The 18,846-nt window shown below is 59.3% G+C and carries 16 protein-coding genes; 6 read left to right on the top strand and 10 right to left on the bottom strand.

The genetic code is table 11. The annotated features are described in order from the left end of the window. Position 1: 1 nt before the first annotated feature. The 4 genes from ACR0NB_RS06900 to ACR0NB_RS06885 form a co-directional block, all read right to left on the bottom strand. Complete coding sequence (locus tag ACR0NB_RS06900; protein ID WP_480693817.1) at positions 2 to 1,624, bottom strand: TRAP transporter large permease; 1,623 nt, start codon at positions 1,622 to 1,624, stop codon at positions 2 to 4. Further along, positions 1,624 to 2,466, bottom strand: coding sequence for a TRAP transporter small permease subunit (locus ACR0NB_RS06895; protein ID WP_174819626.1), 843 nt, complete (start codon positions 2,464 to 2,466; stop codon positions 1,624 to 1,626). The genes ACR0NB_RS06900 and ACR0NB_RS06895 overlap by 1 nt, the downstream gene beginning before the upstream one ends. 16 nt (positions 2,467 to 2,482) lie before the next feature. Then, positions 2,483 to 3,652, bottom strand: a complete 1,170-nt coding sequence (locus ACR0NB_RS06890; protein WP_480775261.1) for a mandelate racemase/muconate lactonizing enzyme family protein — start codon at positions 3,650 to 3,652, stop codon at positions 2,483 to 2,485. A 78-nt stretch (positions 3,653 to 3,730) separates the two neighbouring features. Then, positions 3,731 to 4,744 carry a TRAP transporter substrate-binding protein gene (locus ACR0NB_RS06885; RefSeq protein WP_093961716.1) on the bottom strand — a complete coding sequence of 338 codons (1,014 nt, stop codon included), beginning with the start codon at positions 4,742 to 4,744 and terminating at the stop codon, positions 3,731 to 3,733. A 198-nt stretch (positions 4,745 to 4,942) separates the two neighbouring features. Here ACR0NB_RS06885 and ACR0NB_RS06880 point away from each other — a divergent pair, with 198 nt between their 5' ends. Continuing rightward, complete coding sequence (locus ACR0NB_RS06880) at positions 4,943 to 5,593, top strand: GntR family transcriptional regulator (protein ID WP_170357473.1); 651 nt, start codon at positions 4,943 to 4,945, stop codon at positions 5,591 to 5,593. On the opposite strand, the gene denD is transcribed toward ACR0NB_RS06880, so the two are convergent. Then, positions 5,590 to 6,558 (bottom strand): D-erythronate dehydrogenase, encoded by a 969-nt coding sequence (gene denD, locus ACR0NB_RS06875; RefSeq protein ID WP_480775260.1) that lies wholly within the window; start codon positions 6,556 to 6,558, stop codon positions 5,590 to 5,592. The genes ACR0NB_RS06880 and denD overlap by 4 nt on opposite strands. Then, positions 6,555 to 7,439 carry an NAD(P)-dependent oxidoreductase gene (locus ACR0NB_RS06870; RefSeq protein WP_480775259.1) on the bottom strand — a complete coding sequence of 295 codons (885 nt, stop codon included), beginning with the start codon at positions 7,437 to 7,439 and terminating at the stop codon, positions 6,555 to 6,557. Before ACR0NB_RS06870 ends, denD begins: the two co-directional genes overlap by 4 nt. A gap of 194 nt (positions 7,440 to 7,633) precedes the next feature. Here ACR0NB_RS06870 and ACR0NB_RS06865 point away from each other — a divergent pair, with 194 nt between their 5' ends. From ACR0NB_RS06865 to ACR0NB_RS06850, 4 genes are read left to right on the top strand one after another with little or no spacing between them, the layout of a single operon-like run. Then, on the top strand, positions 7,634 to 8,392 hold the full coding sequence (locus tag ACR0NB_RS06865; protein ID WP_480775258.1) for an SDR family oxidoreductase: 759 nt from the start codon (positions 7,634 to 7,636) through the stop codon (positions 8,390 to 8,392). After that, a complete protein-coding gene (locus tag ACR0NB_RS06860; protein ID WP_480775257.1) occupies positions 8,389 to 10,185 on the top strand; it encodes an IlvD/Edd family dehydratase in 1,797 nt (598 codons plus the stop codon). Before ACR0NB_RS06865 ends, ACR0NB_RS06860 begins: the two co-directional genes overlap by 4 nt. Before the next feature lie 11 nt (positions 10,186 to 10,196). Further along, a complete protein-coding gene (locus ACR0NB_RS06855) occupies positions 10,197 to 11,045 on the top strand; it encodes a fumarylacetoacetate hydrolase family protein (protein ID WP_480775256.1) in 849 nt (282 codons plus the stop codon). After that, positions 11,038 to 11,961, top strand: a complete 924-nt coding sequence (locus ACR0NB_RS06850; RefSeq protein ID WP_480775255.1) for a 2-hydroxyacid dehydrogenase — start codon at positions 11,038 to 11,040, stop codon at positions 11,959 to 11,961. Before ACR0NB_RS06855 ends, ACR0NB_RS06850 begins: the two co-directional genes overlap by 8 nt. A gap of 17 nt (positions 11,962 to 11,978) precedes the next feature. Here ACR0NB_RS06850 and ACR0NB_RS06845 read toward each other — a convergent pair whose 3' ends face one another. The 4 genes from ACR0NB_RS06845 to ACR0NB_RS06830 form a co-directional block, all read right to left on the bottom strand. Further along, positions 11,979 to 12,980 (bottom strand): HupE/UreJ family protein, encoded by a 1,002-nt coding sequence (locus ACR0NB_RS06845; RefSeq protein WP_480775254.1) that lies wholly within the window; start codon positions 12,978 to 12,980, stop codon positions 11,979 to 11,981. Beyond that, complete coding sequence (locus tag ACR0NB_RS06840) at positions 12,977 to 13,807, bottom strand: peptidyl-prolyl cis-trans isomerase (RefSeq protein ID WP_480775253.1); 831 nt, start codon at positions 13,805 to 13,807, stop codon at positions 12,977 to 12,979. The genes ACR0NB_RS06845 and ACR0NB_RS06840 overlap by 4 nt, the downstream gene beginning before the upstream one ends. A 149-nt stretch (positions 13,808 to 13,956) precedes the next feature. Beyond that, the gene (locus ACR0NB_RS06835) at positions 13,957 to 15,882 is read right to left on the bottom strand and encodes a DUF3604 domain-containing protein (RefSeq protein WP_244952398.1); all 1,926 of its coding nucleotides are present in this window, start codon (positions 15,880 to 15,882) and stop codon (positions 13,957 to 13,959) included. A gap of 193 nt (positions 15,883 to 16,075) precedes the next feature. Continuing rightward, positions 16,076 to 17,737: a Na/Pi cotransporter family protein gene (locus tag ACR0NB_RS06830; RefSeq protein ID WP_170598176.1), complete on the bottom strand. Its 1,662-nt coding sequence runs from the start codon at positions 17,735 to 17,737 to the stop codon at positions 16,076 to 16,078. A 169-nt stretch (positions 17,738 to 17,906) separates the two neighbouring features. Between ACR0NB_RS06830 and ACR0NB_RS06825 the strand changes: the two genes are divergently transcribed. Next, positions 17,907 to 18,740 (top strand): DeoR/GlpR family DNA-binding transcription regulator, encoded by an 834-nt coding sequence (locus ACR0NB_RS06825; RefSeq protein WP_480775252.1) that lies wholly within the window; start codon positions 17,907 to 17,909, stop codon positions 18,738 to 18,740. Positions 18,741 to 18,846 lie beyond the last annotated feature (106 nt).

The raw sequence follows: 18,846 nt of genomic DNA, 5'->3' as shown, positions 1-18,846 counted from the left end.
CTCACAACAACAGCGCGATGATGCCCGGCCAGATCAGAAGAACGGAAAGTGCCAGCAGCTGGATCCCGATGAATGGCAGGAAGCCGCGGAAGATATCCGTCAGGCTGATATGCGGCGGGGCGACCGATTTCAGGTAGAACGCCGCCGGGCCGAACGGGGGCGACAGGAAGCTGACCTGCATGTTCATACAGAACACGACGCCAAACCAGATCGCGACATGACTGGGCTGCAACTGGCCGATGAGTCCGATTTCTTCGATGGGAAGGCGCAGGACGATCGGCAGAAAGACCGGGATGATCAAAAGCACGATGCCGACCCAATCCATGAACGCGCCCATGAACAGCAGGATCAGCATCATCACCAGAATGACCAGCATCGTCGGCAGGTCCTGCCCGACGATCAGGTCGGCCACGTATTGAGGTCCGCCGGCAATGGTGTAGGCACCCGCCAGCGCGGCGGCGCCGATGGTGACCCAGATGATGGTGCCTGTGGATTTCAGCGTCCGCATCAAGCTGTCCCAAACCAACTCGAACGATCCTTCGCCCCGCAGGATGGCGATGATCAGAACGGCGAAGGCGCCCATGCCTGCAGCCTCGGTGATGCCTGTGATCCCGCCATAGATCGAGCCGAGTACGACGCCGATGACGACCAGCGGCGCGACGAGGCCTTTGCCCATTTCCCAGCCGATTTTGGCGCGCTCTCTGCCAAAGACGAAGAAGATCAGCAGAAGGGCTATGATCGTAATACCGGCAAACCAGGGCAGGTAGTCAGCTGTCCCCAATCGCGCGGGCTCGCCCTGGCTGGCAGCGTTCGAGCCGGAAAGCTCGAAAAACGCGGCCCGGATAAACAGAACGGTGGAAAATCCGGCGACGACGATGCTCATGAAGGCGGCAAACAGTTTGCGTTTTTCGGCCGGTTCGGGGTCGTTCGGATCCGGTTCCGGCAGCGGCGCGTGATGAGGATTCAACTGCGTGCGAATGATGATGTACAGGATGATCATCGAGGCCAGCATGAAGCCCGGAATAAAAGATGCGGTGAACAGCGACTTGATCGAGGTTTCGGTGATCAGCCCATAGATGATCAGAACGATCGAGGGCGGGATCATGGTCCCCAGCGACCCTGAGGCGCAGATGACGCCGATCGCGAGGTTCTGATCGTAGCCGAGGCGCAGCATCTGGGGCAGGGCGATCAGACCCAGCAGGACAACCTCACCACCGATGATGCCGGACATGGCCGCCATGATCACCGCCATGATCGAGGTCACGATCGCAATGCCGCCGCGCGTTCTGGACAGCCAGACATTCAGCGACGAATACATGTCGCGCGCGATCCCGGATCGCTCCAGCAGTGATGCCATGAAGATGAACAATGGCACGGATATGAGCACGTAGTCCGTTAAGAGCCCATATATCTTCTGCGCCAGAATATAGAGTGGCCCTGTCCCCGGGCGTCCGGTCAGAATGCCGTCACCGAATGAAAACGGGTTCAAAAGAAGTGTCGGCTCGAACTTCAGAACAAGAACCAGAACCGCAAGCGAGGCCGAGGCCAGGCCCAGGGGCATCCCGATCGCCAGAAGCACGATCAGGGCGACCATCAGGATGAGTGAGATCGTTCCAATATCCATCAGTCTTGTCCCACCGCTCGTTTGATCATTTCAATTTCGTCTTCGTCCGGTTCATCCGTGTGGATTTCCGGTTCTTTGTTCCAATCCGCGATCAGGTTCAGAACGGCCTGCATGGCGACCAGGGTGATCACGATCAGGACCATGGGCTGCAACGTCGCCGGGATCGGCGGGTTGAAGGCCGAGCCATAAAGCTCCCATTTGTAGAGTTTGTTGACGAAAACCTGCTGATAGCTGCCGTAGACCAGAAAGAACGCGAACATCACGATCAGGATGGTCGAGATCGTGTCGAACACCCGCTGCAACCAGCGGGGAACCGCATCATACAGCAGAAAGATCCGGATATGGCTGCGTTGCTGCATGGCATAGTAGCCGGACATCAGGAACACGAAGCTGGCGAACCACAGCGTCATCTCGTTGGCCCATTCGGTCGGCTTCTCGAGGATGTAGCGCATGAACACTTCGTACAGCATCACCACCGTCATGATGGCGATCATCATCATCGTGACCCGGCCGATGAACAGGGCGAAGCGGTCCATCGCAGTCGTGCCCTCGTATTCCATCGCGGCCGGCTGGACGGTCTTGGTTCCGATCACCGCAAGGATCGGCAGCAGTATCAGCGCGCCGATATCGACAATATCGACAAATCCGCCGAAAACCCCGGTCATTTCGGGCGTCACGTCGCTGCGCAGATAGATTTCCGTTACCTGGCTTTTCAGAGATTCGGACGTGTAGGGCAGCCAGTCCAACAGGAAGGCCGGCAAATGCCAGACGAGCCAACTGGCCGTTGCGACGAAGGCGAGCGGGATGAGCCACTCCAGTATTCCGCCTGAGTTTTTTTGCATCACGTAGCCCTCGTCCTTATCCGTCGATCCGGTGGTGATCGATAAATTCCAGGTCCGGCTCGACGCCCAATCCGGGGCCGGTCGGGATCGTCACGCGGCCGTTGTTGGCCTTGACTTGTTTCTGTATCTCCAGCGGAACGGTCAGCAGATCGTCGCGGAATTTGTTGTCCGTGGTGTCGAATTCCAACATCGGTTCCCAAGGGTGCAGACCGCCCGGCATTGCCGGCATTGCCGCGAGCAGATGCAGGTTGGTGGCCACAGCAACCGCACTTCCCCAGACGTGATTGACGACCGGGGTGAAGTGTGCGTGGCACAGCGCAAGTACCCGCAGATACTCAGAGATTCCGCCCAACGCGCATACTTCGGGCTGAGCGATATCGACACTGCGGTTTTCGAGAAGCGCGCGCCATGCCCAGCGATTGAACACAGCCTCGCCGCCGGAGATATTGACCTTCAGCCCCGCGCGCAGTTCGCGATAGCCATCAAGATCCTCAGGGGCCACCGGTTCTTCAAACCAATAGGCGTCAAGCTCTTCCAAGGCGCGGCCCACATGAAACGCGTCCGAGGTCGTGTAGGCATGATTTGCGTCGACCATGAAGGGGAAGTCTTCGCCAACCCCGCGACGCACCGCCTCGCAAAGCTGCACGTCCGGTTTGGGTCCGAACCCGGTCTTCATCTTGGTGGCGACAAACCCCATGTCCCTGATCGTTGCGGCTTCGTCCTCGAACCGGGCGGCAAGGTCGGCGATCGGCTCATCCCGCAGCATCATCCCGTAGCCGTAGCAGGAAACGCTTGTCCGATGCGCGCCGCCGATGAGTTTGTGCAGCGGCAAACCGGCCACCTTGCCGACGATGTCCCACAGGGCGATGTCCACGCCGGACAGCGCCTGTATCGGCATTCCGCCTTGCCCATGATCTCGCAGAAGGTTGTACACCTTGTGCCAGATCACGTCCTTGTCCAAAGGGTCCAGCCCCAGAACCATCGGCTGAATGACCTGTTCAACGATGGATTTGTTGGCTCTTGCTACGTTGCCGGGGCCAAAACACTCTCCCCAGCCGGTCACGCCTTCGTCGGTTTGAACCTCGATCAGATGGGTTGTGCGCTTGTCATAATACTGCTGCGAATACCCCAGGACTTCGGGCATCTTGTACTGCAGTACACGGCTGGTGATCTTGGTGATTTTCATGAAATGCAGGGTCCCGGGCACATTCGGAGAGGCCGTCAGCACGGCCTTTCCGATTGTCGTTGAATGGCCGAAGCCCGATTATTGCATTGCGCCCAGATCGCGCAGGAAGTTGATGTGGCTTTCCAACAGCGCCTTGGCCTCTGGGGTCGTGGCGAACTCGGTCCACCCGACCTGAACGGCTGCGCGGTAGGCGGCCAGATCTTCCGGCGACCACTCATACAGCTGAACGCCTTTGGCCTTCAGGTCCTTGGCGGTCTGAGCGTTCTGCACTTCGTTGATCGTCGCATTGTGCAGCGCCAGGCTGTCCATCGCGACTTCCATGATCTTTTTGTGATGTGCAGGCATCGCGTCCCAAACGTCCTTGCGGCAGGCCAGATGGTCTGCGGGCATCGAGTGGAAGCCGGGATAGTTCGTGTGACCGGCGATTTCGTACAGACCCAGACCCACGTTGTTGGTCAGGTTCGCAGCATCCGCGCCGTCGATGATGCCGGTTTCCAGAGCGGTGAAGATTTCGTTGAAGTCCATCACGATCGGCGATGCGCCCAACTCGGCAAAGACCTTGGTGGCCAGGCCCGGGGGCGAACGGAATTTCCAGTCTTTGAAGTCATCGACCTTGGCGATCGGCTTGGTCGAGGCCAGAGATTCCGGCCCCGGGATCCACCAGCCGATGAATTCCATGTCGTAGCCGTTGTACAGGTCATTGACGGCATCTCTGCCGCCACCGTGCAGCAGCCATGCCATTTGCTGATAGGGGTTCTGGTAACCGCCCAGCAGATCGCCCGCGAACTGGAAGGCCGGGTTCTTACCGGTCTGATAGCCGCCGCCGGTCATGTCGCAGTCGAGGATGCCTGTCGCCGCGGCATCGAAGGTTTCGACCGATTTGACCACCGAGGACGAGTAGAACATCTCGACTTCGATCTCGCCGTTCGACATTTCCTGGATGTCTTCGACGTATTTTGCCGCCATCTGCCCGGACAGCGTCTCGGGCGAGAAATGGGTTTGAATTCTCAGCTTGGTCGTTTCAGCCACCGCGAAACCGGCCGCCATCGTCGTTGCTACGGCCGCAACAGCCGCTGTCTTGACTATTTTCATATTGTCCTCCCAGACGTTGAGCAGTGCGCCGGGTAGGAGATCTTGCCGCCTCCCTTGTCGACACGCTGCTAGACGTTAAGCGGTCGAATCGAATGCAACAAGTAAAATATGAAATTTTCAAGAAATTCGAGATTCTTGCAATAAATCGAAAATATGATTAGGACACTAAGTGGCCAGACCTGAAAGGTGCAAACCGGAATGAATGAAGAAGTAGATATTTATCAGCACCTTAAAATGCGTCTGATCTCGAACGGATTCGAGCATGGTGCCAAGGTTCGGGCCGAAGAGTTGCGCAAGGACTATGGGTGCTCGGCCAGCACGGTTCGCGAAGTTCTTTTTCGTTTGTCATCGGTGGGTTTGGTGGACTTTCAGGAGCAGAAGGGCTTTCGCGTCCCGAAGCGTTCGCCGAAAAAACTGATCGAGCTGACCCACATCCGCGTTTTGCTGGAGGGAGAAGGCACCGCAATGTCGATCCGCAACGGCGGGGTGGATTGGGAAGCCAGGCTGACCGCGGCGCATCACAAGCTGAGCCATATCGAAAAGCGCATTCATGCCACCGACGACCCCAGCGAGCTGATCGAGATCTGGTTTGCCTCGGAAAAGGAATTCCATCAAACGCTGATCTCGGCCTGCGGATCGGAAACGTTGAAGCAGATGCACGGCCGAATTTACGCGCAATTCCGGCAGCAGCTGATGGTGGCGGACCGGCGGTTCGAGTTCATCTCAGAGAACATCCGGCATCACGCCGACATCCTCGAGGCCGCATTGTCCGGCGATGAGCAACTGACCAAGCAGAAGATTCATGACCACCTCAAGCGCCATCTGACAGGCAAGACGATGGGCGATTAAACGCGGAAGTCATCCTCAAGATAAGCGCGGATGATGTCTTCAAAGCTCGACTCTGCGCGGAAGCCCAGCTCAAGCGCGCGGTCGGTTTGAAAGTCGCGTGGCCAGCCTTTGACAATGCGCTCTATGTCCGGGTCGGGAACATGCTTTATCAGGTTGACCGCGTCTTGACCGGCGACAGTGCGCAGAGCTTCGATCTGTTCGGCGACCGTACAACTGATGCCGGGCATGTTCAGGGCGCGCCGGTCGTTCAGCAGCTTCGTATCAAGATCGGCCGCGCGGGTCAGAAATCTTGCCGCTGCCCGAGGGCTGGCGTGCCAGTGGCGAACGGTGTCGTCGACCGGCAGAACCGCCTCAAGCCCGTTCAGGGGCTCTCGAATGATACCCGAAAAGAAGGAGGAAGCGGCGGCATTTGCCTTGCCGGGCCGCACGCACAGCGTCGGCAGCCGCAGGGAGATGCCGTCGATGTATCCTTTTCGACTGAAGTCGGAAATCATCAACTCGGACGCAGCCTTCTGCGCCCCGTAGCTGGTCAGAGGGGCGCACAGGAATTCATCGTCGATCCTTGCGGGGAAAGGGGCGCCAAAGACGGCTATGGACGAAGCGAAGACCAGCCGCGGGCGGTAGGCGCCGCTGGTGGCGTCATGCTCGTCCTTCAATGCGTTCAACAGTGCCCAGGTCGTCATCAGGTTGACGTCCCAACCAAGGCCAAAATCAGCTTCTGCCTGACCCGAGACAATCGCGGCCAGATGAAAGATCACGTCAGGGCGCTGAGCGGCCAGAATCTTGGCCGAGTTTGGGACCGCGATGTCGCCAACGGTTTTTTCTCCCGGTGCACCCTCGGCCGGAAATGAAAGGTCGAACAATGATACACGGGCGTCCGGGCCAAAGGTCTGTTCGGCCGAAATGTGATGCGCCAGTTTCTGCCCCAGCATTCCACCGCCGCCGATGATGAGGATATGCGTCACGACATGCCATTCCGTTTTCTGAGTTCGAGGTAGAGCGCAGAATGATCCAGCCCGGCCCCATCCATTTCGTTTATCAGGTATTCGAACCGGTCGCGTACGGCTTGCGTATTGGGCAGTTCCAGGCCCAGACCGCGCGCCTCAGCCAAGGTGTTGTCCAGATCCTTCAGCTGAAACTTCGAGAGTCCGCCGGGAACGAAGTCCCGGTTGGACATGCGTTCCCCGTGCTGCTGCAGGATCACGCTGTCGGCAAACCCACCGCGAAGCGCGGCGCGCAAAGCAGCCGGGTCTGCGCCACCTTGTTCGGCCAGCAGGGTTGCCTCGGCAACGGCGGAAATCGTGACGGCCACGATTGTCTGATTGGCCAGTTTGCACAACTGTCCGGCGCCGCTGGGGCCGACATGCACGGGGCGCCCCATGGCGGAGAGGATTGGCAGGACCTCCCGCATGACCTTCTCATCGCCGCCCACCATGATCGCCAGCGAGCCCGCCTCGGCCCCCTTGGTGCCACCGGAGACTGGGGCATCCAGATGCCGCAGGCCGAGGGTTTCGAGTTGGGCCGACTGCGCGCGGGCATGTTCAGGCTTGGCGCTGGACATGTCGATCCAGACGGCACCAGGTTTCAGCTGGTCGCAGAAAGAAGGGTCTTCAAGCAGCGCGCCGGTTGCGTATCCGTCGGCCAGCATGGTCACGATCACATCGGCTTGGGCAACCGCGTGGGCCGGGGTGTCTGCAACCGCGGCACCTTGGTCCGCCAATGGCCGTGCCTTTTCGGCGCTACGGTTCCAAACGGTCAGGGGAAAGCCTGCCGCAAGCAGGTTTCGTGCCATCGGCGCCCCCATTAGGCCGGTGCCCAAAAGGGTCACTTTGCGCTGTTCACTCATGCTTGCTTGTCCTCCTTCGGGCCGCACCACGCATGGTTATAGCCAAACCAAAATCTCTGTCATACGCTAACGGCATCAAGTTCCTGCGCCAAAGCCTGTCGCGTTTCCGTGCAGAATTTTTTGGTGCTGCCCGGTCGCACTCGGGCCCGGGGTCCTGGTGTTTGATCGCAAGTAGTGAAAGGTAAATTTTACATATGTCAGAAAGACTTGTGGGGAAGCGCGTCCTTGTGACGGCCGCCGGACAGGGTATCGGTCGTGCCAGCGCAATTGCAATGGCGCGCGAAGGGGCGCAGGTGTTTGCGACGGATATCAACCTCGAAAACCTTTCTTCGATTCGGTCCGAGAATCTCGAAAATATCGAAATTTTCGAGATGGACGTCACCGATGACGCCAGCGTCGCTCAGGGGGTTGAGCGGGCAAATCCGGACGTGTTGTTCAACTGTGCGGGCTTCGTGCATCACGGTACCATCCTGGACGCCACCGATGATGAGTGGGATTTTGCGATGGACCTCAACGCGCGGTCCATGATGCGCACAACGAAGGCTGTGCTGCCGGGGATGGTCGAACGGGGCGGCGGCTCGATCATCAACATGTCTTCCGCTTTGGGGTCGATCATCGGCGCGCCCAACCGCTTTGTCTATGGCGTGACCAAAGCTGCGGTTGTGGGGCTGACGAAATCGGTTGCGGTTGATTTCATCACGAAGGGCATCCGTTGCAACTGCATCTGCCCCGGAACGGTCGACAGCCCCAGTTGGCGCGATCGGGTCGAGGCTTTGGCCCAAGAGCTGGGCAGCAGGGAAGAGGCCTTGGCGCAGTTCGTGGCCCGCCAGCCCATGGGCCGCGTCGCCAAGGCGGAAGAAATAGCGGCACTGGTCGTCTACCTGGCAAGCGATGAGAGTGCTTTCACCACAGGACATACACACATAATCGATGGGGGGTGGTCAGGCCAATGACGAAGATAACAAAGGACGATCTGCGGTCGCGGAAATGGTTCATGAATTCGGAGAACCTCGAGATGACCGCGCTGTATCTGGAACGGTATCTCAACTACGGCCTGACCCGCGCCGAGCTTCAATCCGGCAAGCCAATCATCGGCATTGCGCAAACGGGTAGCGATCTCAGCCCGTGCAACCGCCACCACCTGGAATTGTCCAAACGCGTACGCGACGGGATTATCGCGGCCGGCGGCACGTGCATCGAAATTCCGGTGCACCCGATTCAGGAAACGGGTAAGCGGCCCACTGCCTCGCTGGATCGCAATCTGGCCTATCTTTCGCTGGTCGAGAGCTTGTTTGGTTACCCGATCGACGGCGTGGTTCTGAACATCGGTTGCGACAAGACCACGCCGGCGCTGTTGATGGCGGCCGCCACCGTCAATATCCCCGCAATCGCTCTGTCGGTCGGCCCGATGCTGAACGGCTGGTGGAAGGGTGAACGCGCGGGGTCGGGAACCGTGATCTGGAAGGCTCGGGAAGACCTTGCTGCCGGTGAGATCGACACTGATGAGTTCATGGAAATCGCGGCGGCTTCGGCGCCTTCTGTTGGCTATTGCAACACGATGGGAACGGCGACCACGATGAATTCGCTGGCCGAAGCCTTGGGAATGCAACTGCCCGGGTCCGCCGCGATACCGGCTCCGTACCGGGAACGCGGACAGATCAGCTATGAAACCGGAAAGCGCATCGTCGAGATGGTGTGGGAGGATCTGCGCCCAAGCGATGTCATGACGCGGGCGGCATTTGAAAATGCGATCGTCATCAACTCGGCGATAGGTGGATCGACGAACGCGCCGATCCATTTGAATGCGATCGCCCGGCATCTTGGCGTTCCTCTCAACAACGATGACTGGCAAAGCCTGGGTCACGACGTACCGCTGCTGGTCAACATGCAGCCGGCCGGAAAATACCTTGGAGAAGATTACCAGCGCGCCGGCGGTGTCCCTGCCGTGGTCGGTGAGTTGATTGATGCCGGATTGCTGCCCAACCCCGATGCGCTGACGGTCAACGGCCGGTCGATGGGCGAGAACTGCCGGACACGCCGGTCGCTGAACGACGACGTGATCAAGCCGGTGAGAAATCCGGTCAAGCATCAGGCCGGGTTCATCAACCTCTCGGGCAACCTGTTCGAAAGCGCGATCATGAAGACATCGGTGATCTCGTCCGCTTTCCGCGAGGCCTACCTGTCGAACCCGGATGACCCCAATGCATTCGAGGGCCGGGCGGTCGTTTTTGACGGGCCTGAGGACTTTCATCACCGCATCGATGATCCGGCAGAAAACATCGATGCAGACTGTATCCTGATCATGCGCGGGGCCGGACCCAAAGGTTACCCGGGCGCGGCCGAGGTGGTGAACATGCGGCCGCCCTCATACCTGTTGAAACAAGGGGTCGAGGCGCTGCCCTGCATCGGTGATGGGCGCCAGTCCGGCACGTCCGGAAGCCCGTCGATCCTGAACGCCTCGCCCGAGGCGGCCGAAGGCGGCGGGCTGGCGCTGGTGCGAAATGGCGACCGGTTGCGCATCGATCTGGGCAAAGGGACGGCGGATATGCTTGTTCCGCTGGAGGAGTTGCATGAACGCGCCCGCGAACTGGAAGCTGCAGGTGGCTATTCGGTCCCGCCCGACCAGTCACCGTGGCAGGAGATCTTCCGCGAGAAGGTCGATCGTCTGGATCGCGGCATGACGCTGAAGGGCGCCGACAAATTCAGGGACATCGCGCGGCAATTCCTGCCGCGGGACAATCACTAAAAGGAACCGAAATGAAACTTGTTCGCTACGGAGCCGCAGGGTCGGAAAAGCCTGCGTTGGTCGACTCTGCGGGTCAATTGCGGGATTTGTCCGCCCATGTCACCGATATCACCGGTGAAACGCTGGGCGACGCCGTGCTGGACAGGCTGCGCGCAACTGATCCCGAAAGCCTGCCGATTGTTGAAGGGGATCCGCGGATCGGAGCTTGCGTGGGCAAGATCGGCAAGTTTCTGTGCATCGGACTGAACTACTCGGACCATGCTGCCGAAACGGGCGCGGATATTCCCAAGCATCCGATCCTGTTCTTCAAGGCAAATTCCGCCATCGTGGGGCCTTATGATGACGTTGTGATGCCGCGCGGGTCCACCCATACCGATTGGGAATGCGAGTTGGGTGTGGTGATCGGGAAAACGGCGAAATACGTCTCCAAGGCCGATGCTTTGGACTATGTCGCCGGTTATTGCATCGTCAATGACGTGTCCGAGCGGCATTTCCAGACGCAACTGACCGGACAATGGACCAAGGGCAAGTCCTGCGACACGTTCGGTCCGACCGGTCCGTGGCTGGTCACCCGCGATGAGGTTCCCGATCCTCAGGCGCTGGGCATGTCCCTGGACGTGAACGGTCAGCGGATGCAGACCGGAAACACGGCCACCATGATCTTTACCGTTGCCGAGATCATCGAGCATCTGAGCCAGTTGTTCACCCTTCATCCCGGTGACGTGATTTCGACCGGCACACCGCCCGGGGTCGGCATGGGGATCAAGCCCGATCCGGTCTATTTGAAGAAGGGCGACGTGATGGACCTGAGGATCGACGGGCTGGGTTTGCAGCGGCAGAAGGTCAGTCAGGATGACTGAGCTGTTGCAGATCGGCGGGATTACCGACCGGATGAAAGATCGGCTGTCCGCCGCATTTGATATTCGCCGGCTGGACGATTTTGATGCCGCGCGCATCACCCATGTGGTCACGAACGGACATGACGGCGTGCCGCTCGACCTGATGGCCCAACTGACAAACCTGAAGATGATCAGCGTCTATGGGGTTGGATATGATGCGGTCGATGCAACGGCTGCTGCAGCCCGCGGAGTTGTCGTCACACACACACCGAATGTGCTCAACAACGAGGTCGCAACCACCGCCGTTCTGCTGATGCTGGCCTGCTACCGAGAGCTTGTGCGCGACCATGAATACGTCCGGTCGGGACGATGGGAAACAGAAGGCAATGCCCCTTTGACCCGATCAGCCGACAATCAAAAGGTTGGAATTCTGGGGCTTGGCCGTATCGGCCAGGCGATTGCCGACAAACTGGCGCCGTGGTCGCCCGAAATCTCCTATCACACCCGCAGTTCCAAGGATGTGCCATACCGGTATTTCGACAATCTGGTCGACATGGCCGAACACGTGGATGTGCTGATTTGCATAACACCGGGCGGGCCGTCGACCAACAAGCTGGTCAACGCCGAGGTGATGCGGGCGTTGGGGGGCAGGGGCACGCTGATCAATGTCAGCCGCGGGTCCGTCGTTGACGAGGCAGCTTTGATTGAAGCGCTGCAAAGCGGTGCGCTTGGCTGGGCAGGGCTGGATGTTTTCGAGGATGAACCTCGCGTTCCACAAGCGTTGCGTGAATTGCCAAACGTGGTTCTGTTGCCGCATGCGGGCAGTGCTACTGTCGAAACGCGTGCCGCGATGGGTGACCTTACGGTCGACAATCTGTTGCAACATCTCAAAGACGGATCGGTTCTGACCGCAGTGCCGGAATGCAAAGATCTGTGAATTGACCGCTTGGGCGCTCAGAACCCGTTGACACGCTCGATCAGCCAATAGAGCGATATGCACCCGATGGCATAGCCTGTCACCGGGGTGGCCAAGTGGGTCACCCAACCGGCGTTCCGTGGTGCGATAAGGCGCCACATCGCAATCAGAAGCGCGAGTACTGCGATAAAGGCAAGCTGACCGGCCTCGACGCCGATGTTGAAAGCCAGCAGCGCCGCAGGGATCTCTTGCGAAGGCAGGCCGATCTCAGCCAGAGCACCGGCAAAGCCAAGCCCATGCAGCAGGCCGAAACTGAAGCAGACGATCCACGGGTATTGCTCGGATAACCGCAGCTCGCCCTCTTTGTGCCTCAGGATTTCCAGAGCAAGGAATACGATGGACAAGGCAATAACGGCTTCGACGGGGCCGGCGGGCACGTTGAGAAACCCAAGCGTCGCCATCGCCAGCGTCAGCGAATGCGCGACTGTGAACGCGGTTATCGCACCGACCAACCGCCATGGGTTCCGCACCAGAACAAAAAGCGCAAAAACGAACAACAGGTGGTCCCAGCCGCCCAAAATGTGTTCGAACCCAAGCAGAAAGTAGCTGCTGAAAACCGACCAGATCGTAGGCTCCGCCGGAACCGTCAATTCGGCCTCATCAGGCGTAAATCTGAGCGTCACGGGTTCAGCATTCAGCGGTCGAACGCGCAGCAAGACATCGTTCTGCTGGCGCTCCAACCCGTCTATGGCCACAACATGGCCTGCTATTTCGGCGTCACATTCTGCAATCCAAGAAGACACCCACGCCTGGTTTTCCGCTGTTGGCTCCGGGCCATTTGCCGGCGCGCAATGGTCGGGCAGAACCGCATCGATCTCCATGGGTTGTCCGTTCACGTCGGGAATACGCCAAAGGATTCTCCAGGTGCCCGGCGCCAGTTCGTTCAGGTCCAGATAGCCGGGGTCAAGCGCGTGTGCTCGGCCGAATTGCGGAACCATGCCCAGCCAGAAACTCAGCAGAACAAAGAAGACGGTCTTCACGAGCCGCCCTCTGCGGATTCGGGTGCCTCGACACGGTACCGGGCGGCGAGGCTTTCGTATTGAGCCTGCGCCAGGTCCTGAGCCGTCGCCCTGCGCCAATCGTTCAGAACGGAGTCGTAGATCTCGGCGAGCGGCGGAAGATAACCGGGCTTTGCTTCGGTCACGCGGACAAGATGTTGCCCGTATCCCGAGTTGATCGGACCGATCCAAATCATCGGCTCGCTCCCGTCAAGCTGTGACGCAAACCCGCGACCAAAGGTTGTGTCGATTGCACCCGAGGCCGTCAGTGGCATCGACCGCGCCAGCAAGGACGAAACGCCAAGGCTGGACCAATCCGCGCCACCGTTCAGCGCCTGCAGAGTATCGTCGACGACGTCCGGGTCTGGGGCATCACCCAGATAGATCTGATCAAACGCGATCAGGGTAGGGGTCGTGAAGCGGTCTGCGTTCTGGGCCAGATGCTCTTCTAAAACAGCCTCCTCGGGGGCGACCGAGGACGCAATTGCGGTAGTCAGAAACTCCATTTTTCGGGCAAGGCGGGCCCGGATCACCTGATCACCACGGTCCAAGCCCAGCTTTCGGGCCTCGCGCACAAGAATTTCTTCGCGGGTCCAGGAATCGATCAGCGCCTGCAACTCGGCGTCGGTGGGTTGGCGTTTCCAACTGGCCTCGAACCGTGTTCTCAAAAGCGCGATGTCGTCGCTGTCAATTGTGATCGTTTCGGCCTCTTCCGGGGGCTCGGCCTCGTCGGATACAAGATAGAACCAGCCGAAAATGGCCAGCCCGATCAGAATGAAATGGAACAGCGGTTCTTTGTAAAAGCGCATGAAAGATCTGACCTGCTGGCAATTCGATACCCGATCGTTGATCCCAACGGCCCGTCATGTCAAATCGCCGATTTCAACTTGGAAGAAGATGTTGCAGCAACGACCCCGGCCCAAGGGCGCGATCCCGCGCCCCCGGTTTCGGTCTTGGTTCATTCGCTGGCAGGCGTGTACCAGATCGGTGACGAATACGCACGTTCCTGATGGATCAACTGGGCCTCGGCCGGCAGATCGATTCCAAAACGAAGCTTGTCGTACAGCACCCAGCGCGGGGTCGGGATTTCCAGAACCCGCACGTAGTAGAATGCCCGCGCGTTGGGATCGAAGTCGGGATCCGTCCAAACGGTCACCAATTCCGATGCGCCGATCGAGTTGCTCCAGCTGGCGGTATCCAGATCGACGGTATTGCCGACTTCGGGAAGGTTGCCATTGGCATCCAGCGCACGATCGTCGGACCAGGCCACGTTGTAGACCTTTTCCTGAAGCGCGCCGTCTGCATCCAACCAGCCCTTGACGACCTGAACTCGATCAAGGTTCGCACCGACGGGGTCACGCAGCGCGCCGATCAGGAAAGTCGGTGCGCCTTCGCCCTCGGGCGGACGCAGGTCACCGCCCATCGGCACCCCTTTGGTGTATCCCACATCGGCCACCAGACGCGTCAGCAGGTCGGACTCATCGAAATCCCATCCGCCGAAGAAACGAAGCCCGATGCGAGGCCCGGTCGTGGCGTATGTCTCGCGTCGCTTGAACGCGTCGAAAATGGCCGAGCGCGTATTCTCGGACGCCCAGACTGCGGTATAGCCCGATGCGACCAGCGTATGCCCCTCAAAGGCGCCCAGATCGCTTTCGACAAACGGGTGCAGAACGCGCGTAGCCGACGGCTCAGCGCTTACGGATTTGCCGAAATAGTTGTCTTCCTCGGCCGTTGCCAGCGACGTATGGCTGTCCGTCGCGCCGCCCATCCCGAACTTGTAGGGGTTCACGCCAAATTTCTCTTCAAGCATCAGCCCGCGCTTCAGCGCCTCGCGCGCGTATTCGCCGGCCAGCATGTCATCGGTTTTCAGCTCGGAGATATCGAGGTTCCCGACATCCCAATTTTCATAGTCGGCAAATGGGTCGTCGGGGCTGAGATAAGGATGGGCTTCGCCGTCACCCTTGATCTGGGTGACCTCGTAATGCGGTTCCCACTTGGCGCGGTTCTGTACGTATTCCTCATCCACCTTGCCGCCGTGATAGGTGTCTTCGGTCGGGAACATCCAGCCGTTCGACAGATTGCCGTTATGCGCGAAAGCAACGGCACGGCCTCCGGTCTTGGCCTGGTACTCCTCGAGCCACTCGTAAAGTGCCTTCGGATCCGTATTCCCATAGGGCGGCTGCGTGACCGGCGGCACCATCTGCAGCGCACGGATCGGGCCATCGCGCAGCATGACGTTTCGATGCAGGTTGAATCCCTTGGGCACCGAGGTCCATTCGAAACCGATGAACGCTGTGAAATTGCCCGGGTCGTTGTGCCGTTCTGCGGCCATCACGATATGTTCCCAGGTAAACGCAAAGGCGTCCGCTCCGGGGCTGTATGATTCAAGCAGGTCTTCCGGCAGGGTCATCTGCGAGAAATTGGAAATGATGTCGAACGCCGCTTTGGCAGCTTCGTCCCCGCCCGCAGAATATCCTTCGTACCATTCCAGACCCTTGGGATGTGCCAAGACCCCCGGCTTTCCGGCCTGCAGGTCCGGGGCAAACCCCATCAGGTCGGTGTGATCCGTGAGAACCATCCAATCCAGCGGGCGCGCAAGCCGAACCGGCTGTCCGGTCGACGAGATGACCTGTTGGCCTTTCGCAAATCGCCAGGCGTCATCCGGCAGCAGCGTGTTCCCGAACGTTCCGGCGTCCAGTGACAACCCTGTGTGCAGGTGCGTGTCCCCCCAAAGAGGGCGCTCCGGGAATGTCCGGTTGGCATAGGGCGAGAACGGACGCTCGGCAAAGGTACCCTCTGCGGCTTCTTTGGTCGGCACAGCGTCGGCGAGAACGCCTGCCGGGCCGAGTGTTAGCAGCATTGAACAGACGTAGAGTCGCAGCATGAGAACCTCCCAATTCAACAGCTTCGAATTCAAAGAAACGGATTTATGTCATAACATTCTGATATGACGATAGCATGCGAGTGGGGCCGACTGTCAATTCTGCCGGGTTCAGGAAGTCAGAAAGCCTTGTACTCACGGAAGGGCCGGAGCCTTAGCTGCCGGTCTTAAAAGTACGATCCGAAAAATGCTGTGACTAAGGTGCGTCCGAGATTATCCGCGGTTTGGCCAGGCGGCTTTCCAGAAGATCTCCCGTCTCCTCGGCGATCGGGTAGGCCACAAAGGCCAGCGCCGCGTTGATTTGCTTCAATAGGCGCAGCGTCTCCTGGTGGATATTGGTCGTCTCGATACTGGCCGGACCCCGACTTTGCAGGCGCTTCAGGTGTCGCTCCTGCAGGTATTGCTCTTCAATCCGGATCCGATCCTTTTCGGCCACCAATTGGCGGGCCGCCTCAGCGTCGCCGGTGGTGAGAATGCTCAGAGCCAATTGGCCGTTCGTTGTGATCTGATCGTGGAATTGTTCAATGTCGGTCAGACCTTCTTTGGAAAATGTGATGCCCTCGTCAGCCATTTTCTTCGCCAGGGCCACCAGGTTGACCGCGATCCGGTCGGCGGCTTCTTCAAGGTTGTTGGCCATCGACACCAACTCGAGTGTCTTTTTCTCCTGCTGAGGTGTTAGATCGCCTTCCCGCAGGCGCGAGACGTAGATTTTGATGTCAAAATGCATGCGGTCGACATCGTTTTCCCGCAATTCGACGGTGCGGGCTAGTTCGGGGTCCCAGTTCCGGAACAGATGAATGGTTGGCACTAGCATCGCCTGAACCGTTTCAGCCATGCGCAGCAGTTCGCGCTGTGCGCAGGCCAGCGCCAGAGGCACGTGGTCCAGTGCGCTGGGGTCCAATGCGGTCACGTTGTCGGCGGTGATGCTGGAATGGCGGGGAACGAACGCGTCGGCCAACCGGATCAGCAGGTTGGTGAACGGCAGCGCAACGACCAGAAGGGCGACATTCATCGCAATGTGCAGCATCACCACCTGTTGACCGGGCGCTGTGCCGAACACGGATATGTTCAGCACGCCGGTCAGCAGTAGGGCCAGCGCCACCAAAGTGACGCAGGCCCGAGCCACCAGGTTGGCAAGGACGACCAACTTGGCCGGGCGCTCCTGCGACCAGAGCAGGGCGAATGAGATCACGGCGCCACCGAGATTGGCACCGATGACCAGTGCGGCGGCCACCGTGCCGCCAACCAGTGCTGACGCGGCGAATGTTGCAAAGGTCAGCACTGCGGCAAGGCTGGAATGCATGAGCCACGCCAGAATTGCACCGACCACATAGGCGCTGATCAAGTCGCTTTGAAAATATGCGGCAATGCTTTGAACGATTGGGCTGGCCCCGATTGGCACTGTGGCTTCGCGGATCATTCCAAGCGACAACAGCACCAGGGCAAAACCGATGATGATGCGCCCGATCTGTTTCGTCCGCCGTCGTCCGGCTTTCAAAAACACCACGACGCCGACCAGCAATGCGAATGGCATCACGGCCTGGACGGGCAAGGTCAGCACCTTTGCCATTAGGGCGGATCCCACCTCTGCCCCCAACAGCAGCGCAAGGGCCGAGGGTGGGGCGAGCATGCCCGATACCGCAAATCCGGCTCCGATCAATGCAACTGCAGTCGAGCTTTGCATAAGCATCGCTGCCATACCGCCACCCAATGCAGCGGAGATTCGGTTTTCAGACAGGATTTTCAGGCCGCGTTTCAACTCGGGCAGGAACGCTCGTTCCACTCCGGTCCGGATCAACCGGACAGACCACAAAAGCAGGGCGACGCCGGCCGCCAGATGGGTGGCCAGCACGATCATGCGTTCAATACCTTGTTTGCGCTGCGCCGTTGTATGGCCAACATTCTGCCTTCCACAATGGGGTGAGTCCGACGATCTTCATCACCAGTTTGAGGGCAATGCAACAAAATATTTGCAAAAATGAGGTAAACGCCACAAAAGTTGATTATCGTCTAGCCGGGTCAATGAGATGTCAAAGGCCAAAACACGTCAGAAACACAGCAAGAAAGGGCGGGATCGGCTGAAAAAGTCCGATCGTCGCCAACGTATCCTGCTTGAGCTCAAGCTGCGCCCGCACGTGCGCATCAGTGATCTGGCCCGCAGTTTCGACGTATCCACCGAGACCGTCCGCAGAGATTTTGACGCGCTGGCCGAAGACGGCCTGATTGCGCGTGCGCACGGTGGCGCGTCGGCGCCGGTGCAAGGGCATTATCTCAGTCTGGACCAGCGCAATGCGGCCCGGGTTGCCGAACGCGAGCGGATCGGAAACGCCGCCGCTGGCCTTGTGCGTGAAGGTGAGACGGTCATGATCGACTCGGGCTCGACAACCGCTCAACTGGCGCGCTCATTGGCATTTCGCGACATACGTTGCACTGTCATCACGAATTCGATTCCGGTGGCCGTGACACTGGGCGGCAGCGCGGCCGAGGTTATTGTTTGCCCCGGTGCTTATCTTGCCGCCGAGGCTGCCGTCGTTGGTTACGAAACGCTGGAGTTTCTGGGCCGGTTCAATGTCGATCGCTGCATGATCGGCGCGTCGGGATTGTCCGAGGATGGCCCCAGCGAACCGATCGGTGATATCGCAGCCGTCAAACGCGTGATGCTGGGCCGTTCCGCGGAACGCCATCTTCTGCTTGATGCCCAGAAGTTCAATCACAAGCAGTTGCACAAAGTGTGCGAACTGTCGGATTTGGACACGTTGATCGTCGACACGGTCCCGCCAAGCCAGTTGGCCGTGGCGCTGGGCGTGTCAGATGTCGAACTGTTGGTCGCCGATCCAGTGCCCGAGCAGGCTCTGGCCTGAACCGTTTGGGTCCAGCCCGGGCCAAGACCAGCTGCGCAGAGGGCTAGGGGGCGAAATTGTGGTCTGAAACCCTGGCGCTGTCTTATCGCCCAAAAGCGCAGTCCGG

This window comes from Ruegeria sp. CG3, assembly GCF_056537205.1.
Note: the sequence above shows the minus strand (reverse complement) of the source record. Positions and strands in the feature narration are given on the sequence as shown.